We start from the raw sequence: 17,861 nt of genomic DNA, 5'->3' as shown, positions 1-17,861 counted from the left end.
CGAACGATAGAAATCGCCAAGAAGTTCAAGCTGATAAGGACTAAAGGTCATGTCACTCTTTTTCATCTTTTATTCATTTTAGTTGATACTTATAGTAGTCAACCAAATCCAGGGTAAGACAAATAAAGGCACTATAAGTAAAAGATACCGGTAGTATATGGTATTTGTTGTATAAGGTTAGGGGCTGGATATAGGGGAACGTAACAAGTAATAAGTAACAAGTAATAAGTAATAGGCATTGAATCATAAGTAATAGGTAATAGGATGGGGAAAGGTGACAATAAAATGTGTGATATATGGCTATTGTCACCCTATTATCACCCCTTATTATCACCAAATGATTGCTGATAATCAGTTTATTATCCTTCAAAGGTGATAAGTGACAATAGAAAAGCATGTTATTACTATGGTACGAGTTCGATATAATCCAACAAGTTGGGTCATATCGAACTCGTGTTAGTTATCTGATTATCGTCAGTTTATAGCTTGGTAATCACTTTCTTACCTCTATAGGAGATGGATTTGTCAAAGGTGGTTGCGTCTCCGTCGCCACAGCCTTTTCCCGGTTCTACAACTATGAGGTTGAATTTGCGGCTTTTCAGCATTCCTTTATAGCTGCCTTTCCGGTCGTCGATGGTCAGTGTACGGTCTTGGTCGTTCCATTTCAAGGTAATGGTAGAGTAAGCTCCCTTTTCGTAATTGTAGTTGTCGAACTCATCTTCGTAAAGGGTAAATTCCGCGTTCGCTCCCGGATAGATACGGATGGTCAGATTGTCCCATTTCTTTTCTGTAGAGTATTGCACGGCGGGACCCCAGGGGAGAATAGAACCGGCACGGACGTAGATCGGCATAATGTCGATCGGGACTTCACGTTGCAGGGTCTGTCCGCCTTCCAGTGTTTGCCCGGTCCAGAAGTCGATCCAGCGGGCACCTTGGGGAAGGTAAACATCGGTCTTTCCGATTTTGCTCATGTCTTTCTGATGACCGTTTTGCTTCTTGTCCTGCCATGTGTACAATGAATCCGTCACCGGGCGAACCAGGAAGTTGCGTCCGAACATATATTCGGTGTCCATATCGAGCACTTTCTTGTCTTTCGGGAAGTCCATCATGAGAGGGCGCATGATGCTGCCTGCTTTGCTGGTCACTTCCCAGGAAGTGCTGTAGATGTATGGCAGCAGGCGGTAACGTAAGTGAGTGTATTTCTCCAGTGCATCGTATGACCAGTCGCCTTTCTTGCCGAACTGATAGATTTCTACGGCTACCGGACTGGAATTGTGTGAACGCATGATCGGCTGGAATACTCCCCACTGATACCAGCGGACGTGCAGTTCATGATAGGCGATGTTGTTTACGTTATTGTTATATCTCCATGCGAAGAAGCCACCTAGGTCTGTGTTCCAGTACGGGATGCCGCATAACGCATAGTTCAGTCCTGCCGCTAGTTGCTTGCGCATGACGGACCATTCGGAAGTTACGTCTCCGCTCCATGAATGGGAAGCATACCGTTGCTGTCCGAGGAAGGAGGAACGGGTAAGCAGGAATACGCGTTTGTCGGAAGTAGTGGCGCGTTGGTGTTCGTATACGCCTTTGTTGGACATTAAAGGGAAGGCGTTGTGTACCCTGCGGAAAGAACCCAGATAAGTCTGCGTGTTGAAGTCCTGGTCTTTGATATCCATATGGTCCGGTTCGGTGGAGTCGAGCCACCAGGCGTCCATGCCGAGGTCGAAGATGTTCTTTTTCATCGCTTCCCAGTAGATGTCCCGTGCTGCCGGATTATACGGGTCGTAAGGTTTGACTCCGGCTTTGGGCGGCCACGTTTCGAAATGGAGCAGTGCTTTCAGACTGTCCATCTTCTGATACATTTCTGTCCACGGACCGAAGGAGGCCCATACGGAGATCATGATGTGGGCGTTCTGCTTGTGCACGTAGTCGATCATTTCTTTGGGGCTTTTGATGCGGGGAGTGCCGTAGTCGGCATTCTTGTCTTCTCCGTTCGGGAGGAATTTCATGTATTCCGGGTCACCCATCTTGTTGATGTAGCGGGGATTCTGGAATTTCATGGAGTTCCAGTTCTCGTTGCAGCCCCAGTATTGCCAGTCTTGGATGATTCCATCCAGAGGAACTTTCAGCTCCCGGTATTTGTCTACGACTTCGCACAGTTCGTCCGGACTTTTGTAGCGTTCGCGGCATTGCCAGAAGCCCAGTGTCCAGAGAGGATACAACGGGGCTTGTCCGGTCAGGTCGCGTACTCCGGCTATGACTCCGTCGGCGTTGCCGCCGTAGATGAAGTAGTAGTCGGCACAGTCGCCTACTTCCGAGTCGAAGGAGGTTTCCTGCGGATTGTCGAGGAAGGTGGTAGGGGAGTAATTGTCCCAGTAGAGGGCATAGCCTTTGATGGAGTGGATGAAGGGGATACAGATACTCATGTTCTGGTTGCGGAGAAAGAGTTTCTGATTGCGTTGGTTCACTTTGCCGGTCTGCTGTTGGCCCAGACCGTAGATTACTTCGTCCTTATCCAGCAGAAAAGCCTGACGGACATTGTAGGAGGGGACGCCCGCGTCATTGAAAGGGGTAAACTGTGTTCCGTAGTCTTTGTCGGTCAGCAGCCGTTGCCCTAGCTTGTCGAAGAAGTAGATGCCGCCTGTTTCGGGGTTCACTTCCACTTGTATCATCTGACTGCTCAATGTTACATTTTTCCCGTTTTCACCGAAGGAAACCGGGGTTTGTTCCGGTGCTTTGATGACAACGAGGCTTTCTTTGTCGGAAGCTGTCTCACCGGGCGTCTTATATACCCGGACGATGGAAGGCGAATAAAATTCTACACTGACGTTCATCCCTTGTGCTGCATACTTGATGCCTTGGGAAGTACGTTGTACGTTTTGTGCCGTACCGTTTGCGGCAATGATCATGGCCCATGCCAACAGGATGCCTGTTTTTCTTAGATTCATTTTCATGGTTTCTTTAAGTGCTTTATGATACGGCAAAGGTAGGATGGAAGGACATTTTGCGGACAATAGCTATGTTGAAACAAACAACAATCAGGTTGATTTCTTCATTTCCTTTTCTTCTTTTGCTTTCTCATGTGGCTTCTCGTTCTCTGCTTGCCCTGCTTTTGCTCTGTTCTCTTCTTGTCCCATTCTCTTCGCTTTCTCTGTATATTCCGAGGGACGGCATCCATACATTTCTTGAAAACATTTGCTTAGGTAGCTGGAACTGCTGAAGCCGGTACGTTCCGCTATTTCGGTTACGCTCAGTTTGCCTTCGGCAAGTAGTTGCGCTGCCCGTTGGAGACGGATGTTGCGGATAAAGAGGCTGGGGGACTGGTCGAGCAAAGTCACCAGCTTGCGGTAGAGTCCGGTGCGTTCCATGCAGAGGTCACGGCTTAGTTGCTCTACGGAGTAGCCGTTGACGTCAAGGTTCTTTTCTACCAGTTCTATCGCTTGCACTAAAAAGGCGGATTCTGCACTGTCCGGTTCTATGCCGTTTGGCTTTTCATTATCATCTGCCGTTTCGTTCCTGTCGCAGACGGAAGGGTGGCTTTTCTTCTCCGAACGGGCTTTCTGTTCGGCTTCATAGCTGTTGCATTGCTCTATCAGGTTGCGGATGCGGAGCAGCAGGATTTCTTCTTTATGTTGCTGTTTCATCTTTTTCTTGGTCTGATAGATATAGAGGCGGATGCTTGCTAAGACAATCAGTAACACGATGATCGTATACAGAACGTAGGCGGTAGTCGTTTTCCACCAGGGAGCGTGGATGATGACGTGTATCTTTGTGATGTTATCGTTCCATTGTAACTGGTTGTCGGATGCAGCGACTTTGAATGTATATTCTCCCGGCGGTAAATTGGTATAGGAGGCCTGTAGGATGCCGTTGCCGACTGTTGCATTCCCTTGTCCGCTGGCGAAAGCGTTCATCCATTGTTTGTCGATGCCTTCCAGTTGGTAGCGGTAGTAGGTGCGTTCGCTGTTCACGTAGTTCAGTGCCGAACATTCGAAGGTCAGAAAGTTCTGGTTATAGTCCAGTTCTAGCTCCTTTGTGTAAGGGGCGGCTTGCGGCAGGATGATGCGGTTTCCGTACTTTTCTCCTGTGTTTACTTTTTCACCGTAGAGATGTAAGTTGGTGAAAACCGGTTTGTAAGGCAGGCCCGGAGTGGCGGATTCATGGTCGGGACGGAAAATGGTAAAGCCGTCGATGCCTCCGAAATAGAGTGTACCGTCCGAAGACTCAAAGATAGCTCCCTGTATATATTCCTCTTCTAAAGCCCCGTCCAGTTGATTGAAGTTGGTAAAGCCGATTTCCTGATTCTCCGGATTGATATGGATACGTGAGATGCCATTGCTGGTAGTTACCCAGATATAGTTGTTTCTGTCTTCGATGATTGATTGTACGAAGTTATTGCTCAGTCCGTTTTCACGATAGAAAATGCGGTGGGCTTGTTTATTAGGTGAGGCGGATTGATTATCTGCTGTTTGTGTGGTCGGTTTGCTATCCGGTGTTTGCTCTTGATCGGTGAAGAGTTCCAGTCCGTCGGCTGTCCCTGCCCATGTCCAGCCCCGTGTGTCGGTGCATAGGGCGGTGTATGATTGCCCTCTGTAATATTTGTTTCCACCTCTTTGATCTAATTCCTTTGCCAATTCTGCAGAGACCGATGAGGCTGGTACAGGCAGCAGAGTCCGTGAACCGTCCTGATCGACAGCTAACTGATAGATTGTGGAATGGCTTTTCAGATAGATATTGCCGTTATCATCTTCTGCAAAGGCTTTGACAGCGACATCCTCTTCCGGTGATGCGGGGAAAGCAGTGCGGCTGACGTGAATCAGTTTGTGTGTGGCAGGATGATGATAGAGTAATCCCCGATTGAGTGTGCCGACCCATAAACCGCCCTGGGCATCCTGAAAGATGGTGCTGACTTCGGTCGAAACGAGCTGTCCTTTCTTTGTTTCCAGTACGGGGATGTATTGCTGTTCCCTGCTTTCGAGGTCGATGATCCAGAAACCGTGAACACAACTGATATAAGCTTTATCGCCCTGTGGAGTGATGATCAGGGTGTTGAGCGTGTAGTTCTGTTCGAACAGCTTCTCCCATGTCCGGTTTTGGGGATTAAAGTAGAAGAATCCTCCTTTGCGGCCGTTGCGTAACTGGTAGAATCCTTTTTTGCTTTTGACAACGAGAGAAGTACGGTTGAAGTTCTCCTGTTCGGAAGCGGGATAAGCAGCTCTGTCATACAACTGTTTCCCGGTTTTCGGATCGTAACAAACGACCTCGCCCGTATGATAGAATAGGTAAACCGCAAGTTCATCCGAATGTATGTCCTGTAGCTGTCGATGTTCATTCTCCGGCAGGGCGAGGCGGATGCCCGTTTCCAGTTCCCGCAACTCCTGGGAAGTAAGTAGCCAGATACGTCCCGAATTGTCGACGAAAAGGTCTTCTACCGGTTCGTGTATCTCTTTTCTGCGGAAATAGGAGTCAAGGTGAGGTATGTATTTTTCTTGATGGAGATCGATGCACATCAGTTTATGATAATCTTTAATCCATAGGAGTGAATCTCCGCATTGATAGATGCGGTAACATCCTTCATACTGTTTCAGCGGGGAAATGTCTTCTGCCGTGCGGTGAAGGTAGCTGAAATGTACGCCGTCATACAGATTGACATTCCCGTTGGTGGTGAATACCATTCTTCCGTCGGGGAGTTGGAGTATGTAGCGTATCTGGTTGTCGCTCAATCCTTGTGCCGTGTTGATCGATGTAAACAGGAAGTCGCTGGCGTCCACCGTCAGTGTCATCCTGATACACAGGAGGAGGAATAGTAGTATTCGGGTGTTTTTCTGGTTATTTGCCGCCATTGGGATAAGGATTATGATGTTCGATGATGCAAAGATAAAAAAAGTCGGGGTTATACTTGGATTAACTGTTCTTTTTGTAAAGGGTTTCGGGAGGGAATGTCTGCATATCAATCAAAAAAGGGGGGGAAATCATGCAAACGATGAAAGTTTGTATGCGAATATAATTATATTCCCTATTTTTGCTTTTGTTACAATGAAGACATTTAATCATAAAAGAAAAATAATATTATGAAGAAACTTGTAAGCACTTTGACAGCGATTCTTGGTATAAGCACTCTTGCAGCACAGGATGTGGTTGTAAAAGGACCGGACGAAAAGTTGCAGTTGGCGGTATTTGTGCAAAACGAGACGAAGCCTTGTTATTCTGTGAGTTACAACGGAAAGACGATGTTGGAAAAGTCTCCTTTAGGCATGAATACCAATATCGGTGATTTTACGAAGAATCTTAAACTGACCGGACATTCCGTCGACAAGATCGATACTGTTTATCAACAGACACGTATCAAAGTTTCCAACGTACATTACCGTGCCAATGAACTGACTTGTCATTTAGAGAATGAGCAGGGACAAAAGCTGGGAGTTATTTTTCGGGTGAGTGATAATGATGTGGCTTTCCGCTATACTTTGCCGCATCAGGGAGGAAAAGCGAGTGTGACGGTGAAGGAAGAACAAACAGGTTTCCGCTTTCCGGAGCAGACTACTACTTTCTTGTGTCCGCAGAGCGATGCGATGATTGGCTGGAAACGTACGAAACCCAGTTATGAAGAAGAATATAAAGCGGATGCGCCGATGAGCGACCGTTCGCAGTACGGACATGGGTATACGTTCCCTTGTTTGTTTCGTATAGGAAATGACGGTTGGGTGCTGGTCAGCGAGACGGGTGTGGACAGTCGTTATTGCGGTTCACGTTTGAGTGATGTGAGTGAAGGGAATTTATATACGGTCGCCTTTCCGATGGCGGAAGAAAATAATGGAAACGGAACGGTCGCTCCTGCTTTTGCACTGCCCGGCGCTACTCCGTGGCGTACCATCACAGTGGGAGATCATCTGAAGCCGATTGTAGAAACAACCGTTCCGTGGGATGTGGTAAGCCCGCTTTATGAAACAAAACATGATTATCGTTTCGGGCGTGGCACGTGGAGCTGGATTCTTTGGCAGGACGGCAGTATCAACTATGATGATCAGGTACGTTACATTGATTTTGCTTCGGCTATGGGATATGAGTATGCGTTGATCGATAACTGGTGGGATACTAGAATCGGGCATCAGCGTATGAAGTCGCTGGTTGAGTATGCACGCGATAAAGGTGTCGAGTTGTTCTTGTGGTATAGTTCTTCCGGCTATTGGAATGACATTGAACAGGGACCGGTGAACCGAATGGATAATGCAATCATTCGTAAACGTGAAATGAAATGGCTGCAAAGTCTCGGTGTGAAGGGAATCAAGGTTGATTTCTTCGGCGGTGACAAGCAGGAGACAATGCGGCTGTATGAAGATATTCTGAGTGATGCGGACGATCACGGATTGATGGTGATTTTCCACGGTTGCACATTACCTCGCGGATGGGAGCGTATGTATCCGAATTATGTGGGCAGTGAAGCAGTGCTGGCTTCGGAAAATATGGTGTTCAATCAGCATTTCTGTGATGAGGAAGCGTTCAATACTTGCCTGCATCCGTTTATCCGCAATACGGTGGGATCGATGGAGTTTGGCGGCTGCTTTCTGAATAAGCGCCTGAACCGTAATAACGACGGCGGTACGACACGCCGGACTACGGACGTGTTCCAGTTGGCGACTACCGTTCTCTTTCAGAATCCGGTTCAGAACTTTGCACTGGCTCCTAACAATCTGAAAGATGTTCCGGCTGTTTGCATGGACTTTATGAAGCGGGTGCCCACAACGTGGGATGAGACACGGTTTGTTGATGGCTATCCGGGGAAGTATGTGGTGTTGGCCCGTCGTCAGGGAGATACCTGGTATCTGGCGGCTGTAAATGCCGGCAAAGAACCGCTGAAACTAAAACTGGATTTGGAAATGTTTGCCGGAAAGACGGTGGCTCTTTATAAGGATGATAAAAAGGGAGAACCGGAGTTAACGTCACTGAAAGTGAAGGAAAACGGTAAGGTGCAGTTGGAAATCCGCCCTCAAGGAGGTATTCTTTGTATAAAGTAGCCTGTCAATATGGTTTATTTGTAAATGCTGTTACTTTAAATATCGGTATTGTCTTATCGTAAATCGTATTTATCCTATTAAACTTACCAGAAAAAAAGTACGTTTGCATTGTCTTATTCAACTGTAATTTTTGTATGAATCAGGCATTAACTTTGGATAATAGATAATAGTATGCAAAAACAGATCTTTTTTAGTTTTGTGCTGGTAATGATGTTGTTAGGGAAAGTGAAAGCTCAGCACAATAATCCTTTTGGCAATGCATTGATTCCGGATATGATTGCCGATGCGAGTATTCAGGAAATTAATGGTGTCTTTTATTGCTATGCCACTACTGATGGCTATGGGCAGGGACTTAAAACATCAGGCCCTCCGGTAGTATGGAAATCAAAAGACTTTGTACACTGGAGTTTTGATGGAACTTACTTCCCTTCGGCTGCAAAGGAGAAGTATTGGGCTCCCAGTAAAGCAATTTTTGCTAATGGTAAATATTATATATATCCCACTATCAATGGGTATATGTATCCTGCTGTAGCTGATAAGCCTGAAGGACCGTTTAAACTGGCACGTGGGAAAGACGAATTCTATAAGCCTTTTACTCCTTCTACTTTATTGCAGAGTAAGAATCCGGGCGGGATTGATGCTGAAATCTTTGTTGACGACGATGGACAGGCTTATGTGTTTTGGGGACGAAGGCATGTAGCCAAACTCAACGAGGATATGATTACGGTGGATTCTGTAGTACAGGTAATTTCTACTCCTCGCAAGGAGTACTCTGAGGGACCTATCTTTTTCAAACGTAAAGGAATATATTATTATTTGTACACTATCGGAGGGGATGAGAAATATCAATATGCGTATGTAATGAGCCGGGTTTCCCCTATGGGACCTTTTGAAGCTCCTGAACAGGATATAATATCTACTACCAATTATGAACGGGGAATCTTCGGACCGGGACATGGTTGTGTCTTTCATCTTGAGGGTACGGATAATTATTATTTCGCATATTTAGAGTTTGGCAGGCGAAGTACAAACCGTCAGACATATGTGAATCAACTGAAATTTAATGAAGACGGTACGATTCGCCCTGTCGAACTAACAATGGATGGAGTGGGGGCATTGAAGAAGGTGAAATCAGATAAAAAAATAAAAATAGATACTGTTTATGCGTCTAGTATTGAAGTGCCGTTGAAGATTGAACCGATGAAAGACCCGACATGTCTGCGGACAGAATATTTTGTTCCTTCTTTTGCGGTGGACGGGGCAAATGGTTCCCGATGGATGTCTGCTGCCGAAGATAGTATTAATCCATGGATTGTGGCAGATTTGGGTACTGTAAAGAAGGTCAGACGCAGTGAAATTTATTTTGTACGCCCTACTGCCGGACATGCTTATGTTATTGAAGCATCGATAGATGGAAAAGTCTGGCAAGAGTTCGCTGTCCATCAAGATAGGAAGATGTGTTCACCACATACCGATGTCTTGAATAAAAGGTTCCGTTATCTGAGAATTAAAATCCTAAAAGGAGTCCCCGGTATCTGGGAATGGAATATTTATTAATAAGCCAAAAGTGTATGAATATAAAAATGAATATGAAAGTCCCCACATGTATTGTAGTATTGATTTTTACTTTGTCAACAGTAAATGTATTTGCACAGAATGATTACAAGTGGGGAGAATGGACAACTTGGGGCGATCAGGGAGATGGCACCTATTGTAATCCTGTCCTTCCTTCCGATTACAGTGACATTGATTGTATTCGTGTGGGGGATGATTATTATGCTATTTCTTCTACCTTTCAATATTCCCCAGGTATGGTGATCATACATTCCAAGGATTTGGTGAACTGGACGATTAAAGGTCATGTGGTTTCTAATCTGAGACAGATCAGTGAAGAAATGAACTGGACGCGTATGAATCGTTATGGCCGAGGTATTTGGGCAGGGGCAATTCGTTATTATCAGGGAAAATTCTATGTGTATTTCGGTACACCGGATGAAGGTTATTTTATGTCGACAGCTACCGATCCTGCGGGACCGTGGGAACCGTTGCACTGTGTAAAAGCAGAAAAGGGATGGGATGATTGTTGTCCTTTCTTTGACGATGACGGGCAACTATATTTTGTAGGTACCCATTTTGCCGATAAATATAAAACTTACCTGTACCGGATGACATCTGATGGAAAGACCTTGATCGAAGACTCTAAAATATTAATTAATGAGGGTTATGGTCGCGAAGCAAGTAAACTTTATAAAATCAACGGTACATATTATCATTTTTTCAGTGAAGTTAAAAATGGTGGTAGATATATCATGATGCAACGTTCTTCTTCAATTACAGGACCGTATCTTGAAAGGAAACAATTAAGTCATGTACAGCGTGAATATAATGAGCCTAATCAAGGCGGACTTGTTGAAGGTCCCGACGGGAAGTGGTATTTCTTTACCCACCACGGTACGGGTGACTGGGCAGGCCGGATTGCTAGTCTGCTACCGGTATATTGGGTCGATGGTTGGCCGATTATTGGTGAGGTTGGGCAGGATGGCATTGGCACAATGGTATGGCAGGCGTCCAAGCCTTCCAATGAGTATCCGGTTCGGACTCCACAATCATCTGATGATTTTAGCAAGTCGGTACTTTCTCCTCAATGGGAATGGAACTACCAGCCCCGGGACGAGATGTGGTCATTGACGGAAAGACCAGGCAATTTGCGGTTAAAAGCTTTTCGTCCATTAGTCACGGATAATTTGCTGAAAGCGGGAAATACCTTGACTCAGCGTTGTTTTCGTACAAACAAAAATGAAGTTATTGTAAAAATGAACATTAAGGGCATGGTTGACGGACAGAAAGCCGGATTGTGTCATTACTCTAAGAGTTATGCCATGGTGGGGGTACGCCAGTCCGGCAAAGACCGGAATCTGGAATTCCATACCAATAAAGAGAAAATCACAGGTCCTGCGATAAAGGGAAACAAGGTGTGGATTAAATCTGTATGGGGGCTGGATGGAAAAAGCCAATTTTCATATAGTACAGATGGTAGGAAGTTTACCCCGTTCGGAGAGGCATATCAACTTGAATGGGGATATTACCGGGGAAGCCGCATTGGGATTTACTGTTTTAATAATATAGTGGATGCGGGGTATATCGATGTGGATGAGTTTATTTATTTATATTAATTGTTTAGTGTATGAAACATTCCTTTAATTGTTTAAGTTATGAATTACTGCTTTATGTGCTCATTTGTATTCCATTCTGTTCTTGTTCTCAAAAAGATACAGATGTGATTTCTCCTAATGGGAAGATATGTCTTTCTGTTGAAATAAAGGAAGATACTGAAAAAGACGGTTTTGGCAAAGTCTTTTTTAATGTCGACTATAAAGATGGTAAAACTTCCAGAAGGGTTCTATCTGATACCCGAATTGGCTTGGAAACTCAGCTTATGTCATTTACCGATAACATCAGGTTGAAATCTGTTTCCGGTACTAAACTAATTGAAGATGATTATGTGATGCTTACCGGTAAAAGAAGTCATTGTCAGAATAGAGGAAATGAAAGGATATTTCGGTTTGAGAATGAGAAGGCAGAAACCTTAGATGTCGTTTTCAGGGCTTACGATGACGGGATTGTATTTCGATATAGCTTACCATCTGTTCAAGATAAGGATAGTCTGACATCTGAACATACAGCTTACTATATTCCGGAAGGAACGAAAAGATGGATACAGAATTATTCTGTTGGTTATGAAGGTTTCTATCCATTGAAAACCAGAGCAGAAAGAGGCAAAGACAATATGTGGGGCTATCCATTACTTTTGGAACCAGCCGATTCATTGTTTGTGTTGATAACTGAGGCCAATATACTTCGTGGACATAGTGGTTCCAGATTGTTTAATGGAAATGATATGAATCAATATCAAGTGCGGATGACAGATGATCAATTAGCCCTGGACAGTTCATTCACATCACCCTGGAGAGTGCTTATGATAGGTGCTCTGTCTGATGTTGTAGAATCTACTTTAGTGACAGATGTTTCGGACCCTAGTAAAATCTCTGATACAAGTTGGATTATGCCGGGGGCTGCATCATGGGTATACTGGGCACATAACCATGGCTCTAAAGATTTCAAAATTGTAAAAGGCTACATAGACTTGGCTGTTGATATGAAGTGGCCATATAGTCTGATAGATGCGGAATGGAATGAAATGTCTAATGGTGGCGATATTGAAGATTTGATAACCTATTCTCTTAGTCGAAATATAAAGCCTATGATTTGGTATAATTCGTCAACTGCTTGGATGGGGCCGGGTCCTCTTTACCGCTTGAATAGTAAGGAAAACAGAATAAAGGAATATACTTGGCTTCAAAAGTCAGGTGTAGTAGGGGTTAAGATTGATTTTTTTCCTGATGATTATTCGTCTAATATGGATTATTATATTGATTTGCTGGAAGATGCAGCTAAATATAAATTAATGGTCAATTTTCATGGAGCTACTATTCCTCGTGGATGGCAAAGGACTTATCCTCATCTGATGACTATGGAAGCCGTTTATGGGGCAGAGTGGTATAACAATAAGCCAATACTTACAGATCGTGCTGCTGAACATAATGTAACATTGCCATTTACCAGAAATGTCATTGGCTCAATGGATTATACACCTGGTACATTCTCTGATTCCCAACATCCTCATATCACTACTTGTGGGCATGAATTAGCTTTGTCTGTTGTGTTTGAGTCAGCTTTACAGCACATGCCTGATAGGCCGGAGGTGTACAGTTCACTACCTCTACAAGTAAGAGAATTCCTTTCTGGATTACCTACGACTTGGGATGATACAAAATTACTGAGTGGGTATCCGGGTGCTGATATCGTACTGGCACGACGTAAGGGAGATGTTTGGTATATTGGAGGATTGAACGGAACTAACGAGAATAAAACTCTTTCTTTCTCATTGACTCCTCTGCAAGTTGAAGGAAAAACGATGGATGTATTTAAGGATGGGGTGGACGATAAGAGTTTTGCCATCGAAGAAGACATCCAGTTATCAAACGATAAAATGGATATGTCATGTCTTCCTCGTGGAGGATTTGTGGCAGTAATAAAGTAAGGATAATAAATGATATTGTTTTAAAAGTCGATATTGTTTTATTGTAAATCGTATTCATCCTATTTTTTTTCACTAAAAAAGCGCTACGTTTGCATTATATAATTCAATCGTAATATTTATGAAAGCAAAAAAATTACTATTACTATCCTTGTTATTTATAGCGGAGACTTTATCTGCTCAAAACTATCAGGTTCCTGTTTCGGAGCAAGATGAACCTATGATGCAAGGGAAATTCCAGCCTACTTGGGAATCATTGGCTAATTATAAAATACCGGAATGGTTTAGAAATGTAAAGTTTGGCATTTGGGCTCATTGGGGCCCCCAATGTGTGGAAGGATCTGGCGATTGGATGGCTCGTTCTTTGTATATGGAAAATTCGCCTGAATATCGACATCATATAGCGAACTACGGTCATCCTTCTGAATTTGGCTTTAAAGATATTATTCCGTTATGGAAGGCTGAAAAATGGGACCCCGATAAGTTGGTTGCATTTTATAAAAAAATAGGTGCTCAGTATTTTTTTGCTTTGGGTAACCATCATGATAATATGGACCTTTGGGATAGTAAGTATCAACCATGGAACTCGGTTAATATGGGGCCTAAAAAAGATATATTGAAAGGATGGGAAAGAGCTGCGCGTAAACATGGACTTTATTTTGGGGTCAGTCTGCATGCAGACCATGCCTGGAGTTGGTATGAGACTTCCCAAAGACACGATACTCAAGGTCCTAAAAAAGGTATTCCGTATGATGGGAAATTAACGAAAGCTGATGGAAAAGGAAAGTGGTGGGAAGGATATGATCCTCAGGACTTGTATGCTCAGAATCATCCGTTAAGTCAGGATAGTTGGGATAATGGTACAATTCATAGGCAATGGGCATGGGGAAATGGAGTTTGTTTACCAACACAGGAATATTGCACTAATTTCTATAATCGTACACTTGATGTAATAAACCGTTATAATCCGGATTTGTTGTATTTTGATGTAACTGTTGCACCTTTTTATCCTATAAGTGATGCAGGCTTAAAAATTGCGGCTCATTTTTATAATCATAATATGTCAATGCAAAAGGGTAAATTGAATGCCGTAATGTTTGGTAAGATTCTTGATGCAAATCAACGTAAAGCTTTGGTATGGGACGTAGAACGTGGAGCTCCTAATAAAATAATAGATGAACCTTGGCAGTCATGTTCGTGCCTTGGCGGGTGGCATTATAATACGTCTATTTATAATAATAATCAATATAAGTCGGCAGCTGACGTAGTGAAGCTGTTAGTTGATATTGTCAGTAAAAATGGTAACTTACTTCTGAGTGTCCCGTTGCGTGCAGATGGTACATTTGATGAAAAAGAAGAAAAGATATTGAATGAATTTGGTAATTGGATGAATATCAATAAGGAAGCAATCTATCAAACGCGTCCATGGAAAATATTTGGTGAGGGACCTATAGCGGATAAAGATGTTCAACTCAACGCCCAGGGGTTTAACGAATGGGCCTATAGTAAAGCTGATACAAAGGAAATACGTTTTACACAAACAGATAAAAATTTGTATGCTACAGTTTTAGGATGGCCTGAAGATGGGAAAATCTTAATTAGGTCTTTAGCGGAAGGTAACGGGTTATATCCCACTAAAATAGGCAGAGTAGAGTTGCTTGGTTACGGAAAAGTATCTTTTACACGTACTGATAAGGGACTTGTTGTTGATATACCCGCTAAATCGTTGAAGAATATAGCCCCTGTCTTGAAAATTAGAAAATAAAAATTATTACTATGTCGTCTATTCAGGGATACAAAATGAAAGAGTATAGCATGCCTACAAAGAGGTATTGCCAAACTTTAAGCCTTAAAAATAATCCGATTCTGATTGAAGAGTATCGTAAGATACATAGTGAAGAAAAGGCATGGCCGGAAATAAGGGCGGGGATACGTGCAGTAGGGATTCTGGAAATGGAAATTTATATATTGGGATCACAACTTTTTATGATTATAGAAACTCCACTGGACTTTGATTGGGAGATAGCTATGGATAAACTGTCTAATCTTCCGCGGCAGGCTGAGTGGGAAAAGTATGTGTCTAAATTTCAAGACTGTCCGTATTTGAGTTCTTCTGCTGAAAAATGGAAGTTGATGGAACGTATGTTTTATCTGTATGAAGATTAGTTGAGGATAACGTAATCGTTTACTACGTGTTGAGAAAAAAGGAATAGTGTGAAAGTTGCTATTCCTTTTTTTCTGCTTAAGAGTGATAAGAGGTGCGATATTCTTGGGGAGTAATACCTGTGATTTTTTTGAATAACCTGTTGAAGTATGAATAATCTTCAAAAGCAAGATTTAATGCAACATTTTTGATTGACATATCATCGGTTATTAGTATGAGTTGAGCTTTTTCTATTTTCTTGCGGTTAATGTATTTTAAGGGTGTATCTCCTGTCTCTTTTTTGAATAGACGAATAAAATGGTCTTTTGATAAACAGGAATTCTCGGCGAGTACTCCTAAATCAATAGTTTCATTTATATGTTTACGGATATAGTGAATGGCTTCTTCTATCCGATTGTCTTTCAATTCCATTTTTACTTGAGCTCTTTTTAAGAAACGTGCTAGCAATTGATATACGATACCTCTTGATTCTATCTTATCAGACAAGGTTCGTTGTTTGTTTTTTAGCAGATTCTGCATAAGGGTGTAATTGTTATCGTAAGAAGTCGGGTCTGATTTCTGTAAGGTCATATGCGGATTTATAGTGCAGAGCCGCTGAAATAATGCCAAATCTATTTCGACAGCGGGGATTTCTATTGGAAAATCCCAATTGTCCAGTAAGTTGCTGTCTGACTGGTGTTCTTCATATATATGCAGATAATAGTGGGAAAAATAAGAGTTGCAGATATAGCTATGTTTGGTAAAAGCTGGAATAAAATACATGTGGTTAGCTTTTAGAATCTGAGTTTTACCCGATATTAAGACTTGTGCAGTACCTTCTGTCACATAATATAAACGTGTAAAAGGGCTATTGACATTTTTCCAGTTCCAATCGGCATTATGAATAGCCAAACCGATGTTCAAAACAAGCGGGTGTAATTTATCAACAAATGAAGCCATAGCATATAGGGTTTATTAATGTGAAGATAAAGATATATAAAAAATAAATATAACTCTTTTGATGTCGATAATTTTAAATAATATATCGATATTGTTTTATAATAAATCCTGCTATAGTCGTTCATGTCGATATTGTATTACTCTAAATCGTATTAGTCCTACAATGTGGACTGCCGAGTTGTTACATTTGCGGTATATAATCTAATAGGAATATTTATGAAAAGTATGAGAAAAAACACATGGCTTCCTCTTATTGGACTCCGAACTTTTCTTTTTGTGACCACAGCGTTTACAATTGTTTCATGCAGCGATGACAAAGGAGAAGACGGGTATAACCCTAATCTTCCGGTCAGAATTAGCGAATTGTCTCCCCAGGAAGGCGGATACTTTGATAAAGTAATCCTCCAGGGTGAAAACTTTGGCAACAACCCTAAAAAGGTACGTGTATTCTTTAATAAAAAAGAAGCGATTGTTGTAGGAGCATCCGGCGATCGGGTGCTGGTTCATGTCCCGAAACTCCCGGGCGATGATTGTAAGATAGGTATGCTTTTAAACGGTAACACCACCGATACTATTTTCGCAGAAAAGCATTTCGCCTATGAAAAGAATTATCAGTTGATATATGTAGCCGGACAGCTCAACTCCAATACAGAAACATTTGTAGAAGGAAGCTTGGAAACCACAACATTTGCCAATAGTATGCAGCATCTAGCGTGCGATCCCAGTGGCGTCATATATATGAACCATAAAAATACAGGTCAAAGTGGCAGTCTTATTTACATTAATGAACCTGAGAACTACTCTAAGTTTTTGGATTATGGAGCATCTACTGAAAACGGAGGCTCGCCTAGCACTCCGTATTATGATGACAAAACAGAGAAGGTTTACTTCTGTGCGCACCATGCTCCATTTTTGGGGGAAGTTGATCCTAAGGATTCATGGTCTTTTGTGAAAAGGAAGTTGATTGCCCCCGACGCCAGTTACCAGGCAAAAGGATATCGTCCCGTACCAAGCGGTCAGAAGTTGGAGTATATGTGTTCCTATGCTCGTGCAACAGATGCTAATGGCGAAAGTTTTATCTATTGCCGGACGTGGCAAGGTCAATTCTTCCGTTTCAAACTTGAAGATCGTGTCTACGATTATGTCACCACTTTTGCCAAATCAGATGCATGTCTGGCTACAGACCCCGACGACCCGACCAAGATTTACTGTGCCTTGAATGAATACAACAAAATAACCTGCATTGATTTGACAAAGAATCCGGAAGACAGCGGCTTTGAGACAGATGTCTGCGGCATACAGGGACCAGGAGCATATCAAGATGGACACGTTTCTGTGGCAAGATTGAACAATCCTCAACAGATTTTGTCAATGCACGACCCTGAAACCGGAGAAAAGGTGATATACATCTGTGATGCCAACAATAACTGTGTACGTATGTACAATATGGAGACAAAATTGATGAGTACCGTAGCAGGAATAGGCGGGAAATCCGGATATGCTGCCGGAAATCCTACAGTTTCAAGAATGAACAGACCTTATGGTATCTGTATAACTCCCGAAAATGACATTTACGTTGCAGATGCAGGCAATAAAGTAATAATGAAACTGGCATTTATGTAATGATGAGTAGTAATCGTTTAAA

The 17,861-nt window shown here is 42.8% G+C and carries 10 protein-coding genes; 7 read left to right on the top strand and 3 right to left on the bottom strand.

Annotation, left to right across the window (positions count from 1 at the left end):
- Positions 1 to 479: 479 nt before the first annotated feature.
- Both NBH01_RS19750 and NBH01_RS19745 read right to left on the bottom strand, forming a co-directional pair.
- Complete coding sequence (locus NBH01_RS19750) at positions 480 to 2,954, bottom strand: glycoside hydrolase family 31 protein (RefSeq protein ID WP_074858240.1); 2,475 nt, start codon at positions 2,952 to 2,954, stop codon at positions 480 to 482.
- A gap of 84 nt (positions 2,955 to 3,038) precedes the next feature.
- On the bottom strand, positions 3,039 to 5,843 hold the full coding sequence (locus NBH01_RS19745) for a two-component regulator propeller domain-containing protein (RefSeq protein WP_250700234.1): 2,805 nt from the start codon (positions 5,841 to 5,843) through the stop codon (positions 3,039 to 3,041).
- A 228-nt stretch (positions 5,844 to 6,071) separates the two neighbouring features.
- On the opposite strand from NBH01_RS19745, the gene NBH01_RS19740 reads away from it, so the two are divergent.
- The 6 genes from NBH01_RS19740 (at position 6,072) to NBH01_RS19715 (ending at position 15,279) form a co-directional block, all read left to right on the top strand.
- Complete coding sequence (locus tag NBH01_RS19740; RefSeq protein ID WP_132059648.1) at positions 6,072 to 8,015, top strand: glycoside hydrolase family 97 protein; 1,944 nt, start codon at positions 6,072 to 6,074, stop codon at positions 8,013 to 8,015.
- Positions 8,016 to 8,186: 171 nt separating this feature from the next.
- Positions 8,187 to 9,572, top strand: coding sequence for a family 43 glycosylhydrolase (locus NBH01_RS19735; RefSeq protein WP_062695788.1), 1,386 nt, complete (start codon positions 8,187 to 8,189; stop codon positions 9,570 to 9,572).
- A 14-nt stretch (positions 9,573 to 9,586) separates the two neighbouring features.
- Entirely contained in the window at positions 9,587 to 11,188 is a 1,602-nt protein-coding gene (locus tag NBH01_RS19730; RefSeq protein ID WP_081013566.1) for a glycoside hydrolase family 43 protein, read from the top strand.
- A gap of 11 nt (positions 11,189 to 11,199) precedes the next feature.
- A complete protein-coding gene (locus tag NBH01_RS19725) occupies positions 11,200 to 13,116 on the top strand; it encodes a glycoside hydrolase family 97 protein (protein WP_225678933.1) in 1,917 nt (638 codons plus the stop codon).
- A gap of 118 nt (positions 13,117 to 13,234) precedes the next feature.
- A complete protein-coding gene (locus NBH01_RS19720; RefSeq protein ID WP_225678934.1) occupies positions 13,235 to 14,878 on the top strand; it encodes an alpha-L-fucosidase in 1,644 nt (547 codons plus the stop codon).
- Positions 14,879 to 14,889: 11 nt separating this feature from the next.
- Positions 14,890 to 15,279, top strand: coding sequence for an L-rhamnose mutarotase (locus NBH01_RS19715; RefSeq protein WP_008767034.1), 390 nt, complete (start codon positions 14,890 to 14,892; stop codon positions 15,277 to 15,279).
- A gap of 76 nt (positions 15,280 to 15,355) precedes the next feature.
- Here NBH01_RS19715 and NBH01_RS19710 read toward each other — a convergent pair whose 3' ends face one another.
- Positions 15,356 to 16,216 (bottom strand): AraC family transcriptional regulator, encoded by an 861-nt coding sequence (locus tag NBH01_RS19710; protein WP_195740851.1) that lies wholly within the window; start codon positions 16,214 to 16,216, stop codon positions 15,356 to 15,358.
- A 216-nt stretch (positions 16,217 to 16,432) separates the two neighbouring features.
- Here NBH01_RS19710 and NBH01_RS19705 point away from each other — a divergent pair, with 216 nt between their 5' ends.
- A complete protein-coding gene (locus tag NBH01_RS19705) occupies positions 16,433 to 17,839 on the top strand; it encodes an IPT/TIG domain-containing protein (RefSeq protein WP_250700233.1) in 1,407 nt (468 codons plus the stop codon).
- Positions 17,840 to 17,861 lie beyond the last annotated feature (22 nt).

Origin of the sequence: Bacteroides sp. B1-V-101 (genome assembly GCF_023656585.1) — a bacterium.
GTDB lineage: Bacteria > Bacteroidota > Bacteroidia > Bacteroidales > Bacteroidaceae > Bacteroides > Bacteroides thetaiotaomicron.
The sequence above is the reverse complement of the archived record's forward strand: the minus strand, read 5'-3'. Positions and strand labels throughout refer to the sequence as shown.

What these genes read in the sequence shown, in the direction of transcription:
- NBH01_RS19750 (WP_074858240.1), bottom strand. Translation starts at nt 2,954, where the DNA reads ATGAAAATGAATCTAAGAAAAACAGGCATCCTGTTGGCATGGGCCATG.
- NBH01_RS19745 (WP_250700234.1), bottom strand. Translation starts at nt 5,843, where the DNA reads ATGGCGGCAAATAACCAGAAAAACACCCGAATACTACTATTCCTCCTC.
- NBH01_RS19740 (WP_132059648.1), top strand. Translation starts at nt 6,072, where the DNA reads ATGAAGAAACTTGTAAGCACTTTGACAGCGATTCTTGGTATAAGCACT.
- NBH01_RS19735 (WP_062695788.1), top strand. Translation starts at nt 8,187, where the DNA reads ATGCAAAAACAGATCTTTTTTAGTTTTGTGCTGGTAATGATGTTGTTA.
- NBH01_RS19730 (WP_081013566.1), top strand. Translation starts at nt 9,587, where the DNA reads ATGAATATAAAAATGAATATGAAAGTCCCCACATGTATTGTAGTATTG.
- NBH01_RS19725 (WP_225678933.1), top strand. Translation starts at nt 11,200, where the DNA reads ATGAAACATTCCTTTAATTGTTTAAGTTATGAATTACTGCTTTATGTG.
- NBH01_RS19720 (WP_225678934.1), top strand. Translation starts at nt 13,235, where the DNA reads ATGAAAGCAAAAAAATTACTATTACTATCCTTGTTATTTATAGCGGAG.
- NBH01_RS19715 (WP_008767034.1), top strand. Translation starts at nt 14,890, where the DNA reads ATGTCGTCTATTCAGGGATACAAAATGAAAGAGTATAGCATGCCTACA.
- NBH01_RS19710 (WP_195740851.1), bottom strand. Translation starts at nt 16,216, where the DNA reads ATGGCTTCATTTGTTGATAAATTACACCCGCTTGTTTTGAACATCGGT.
- NBH01_RS19705 (WP_250700233.1), top strand. Translation starts at nt 16,433, where the DNA reads ATGAAAAGTATGAGAAAAAACACATGGCTTCCTCTTATTGGACTCCGA.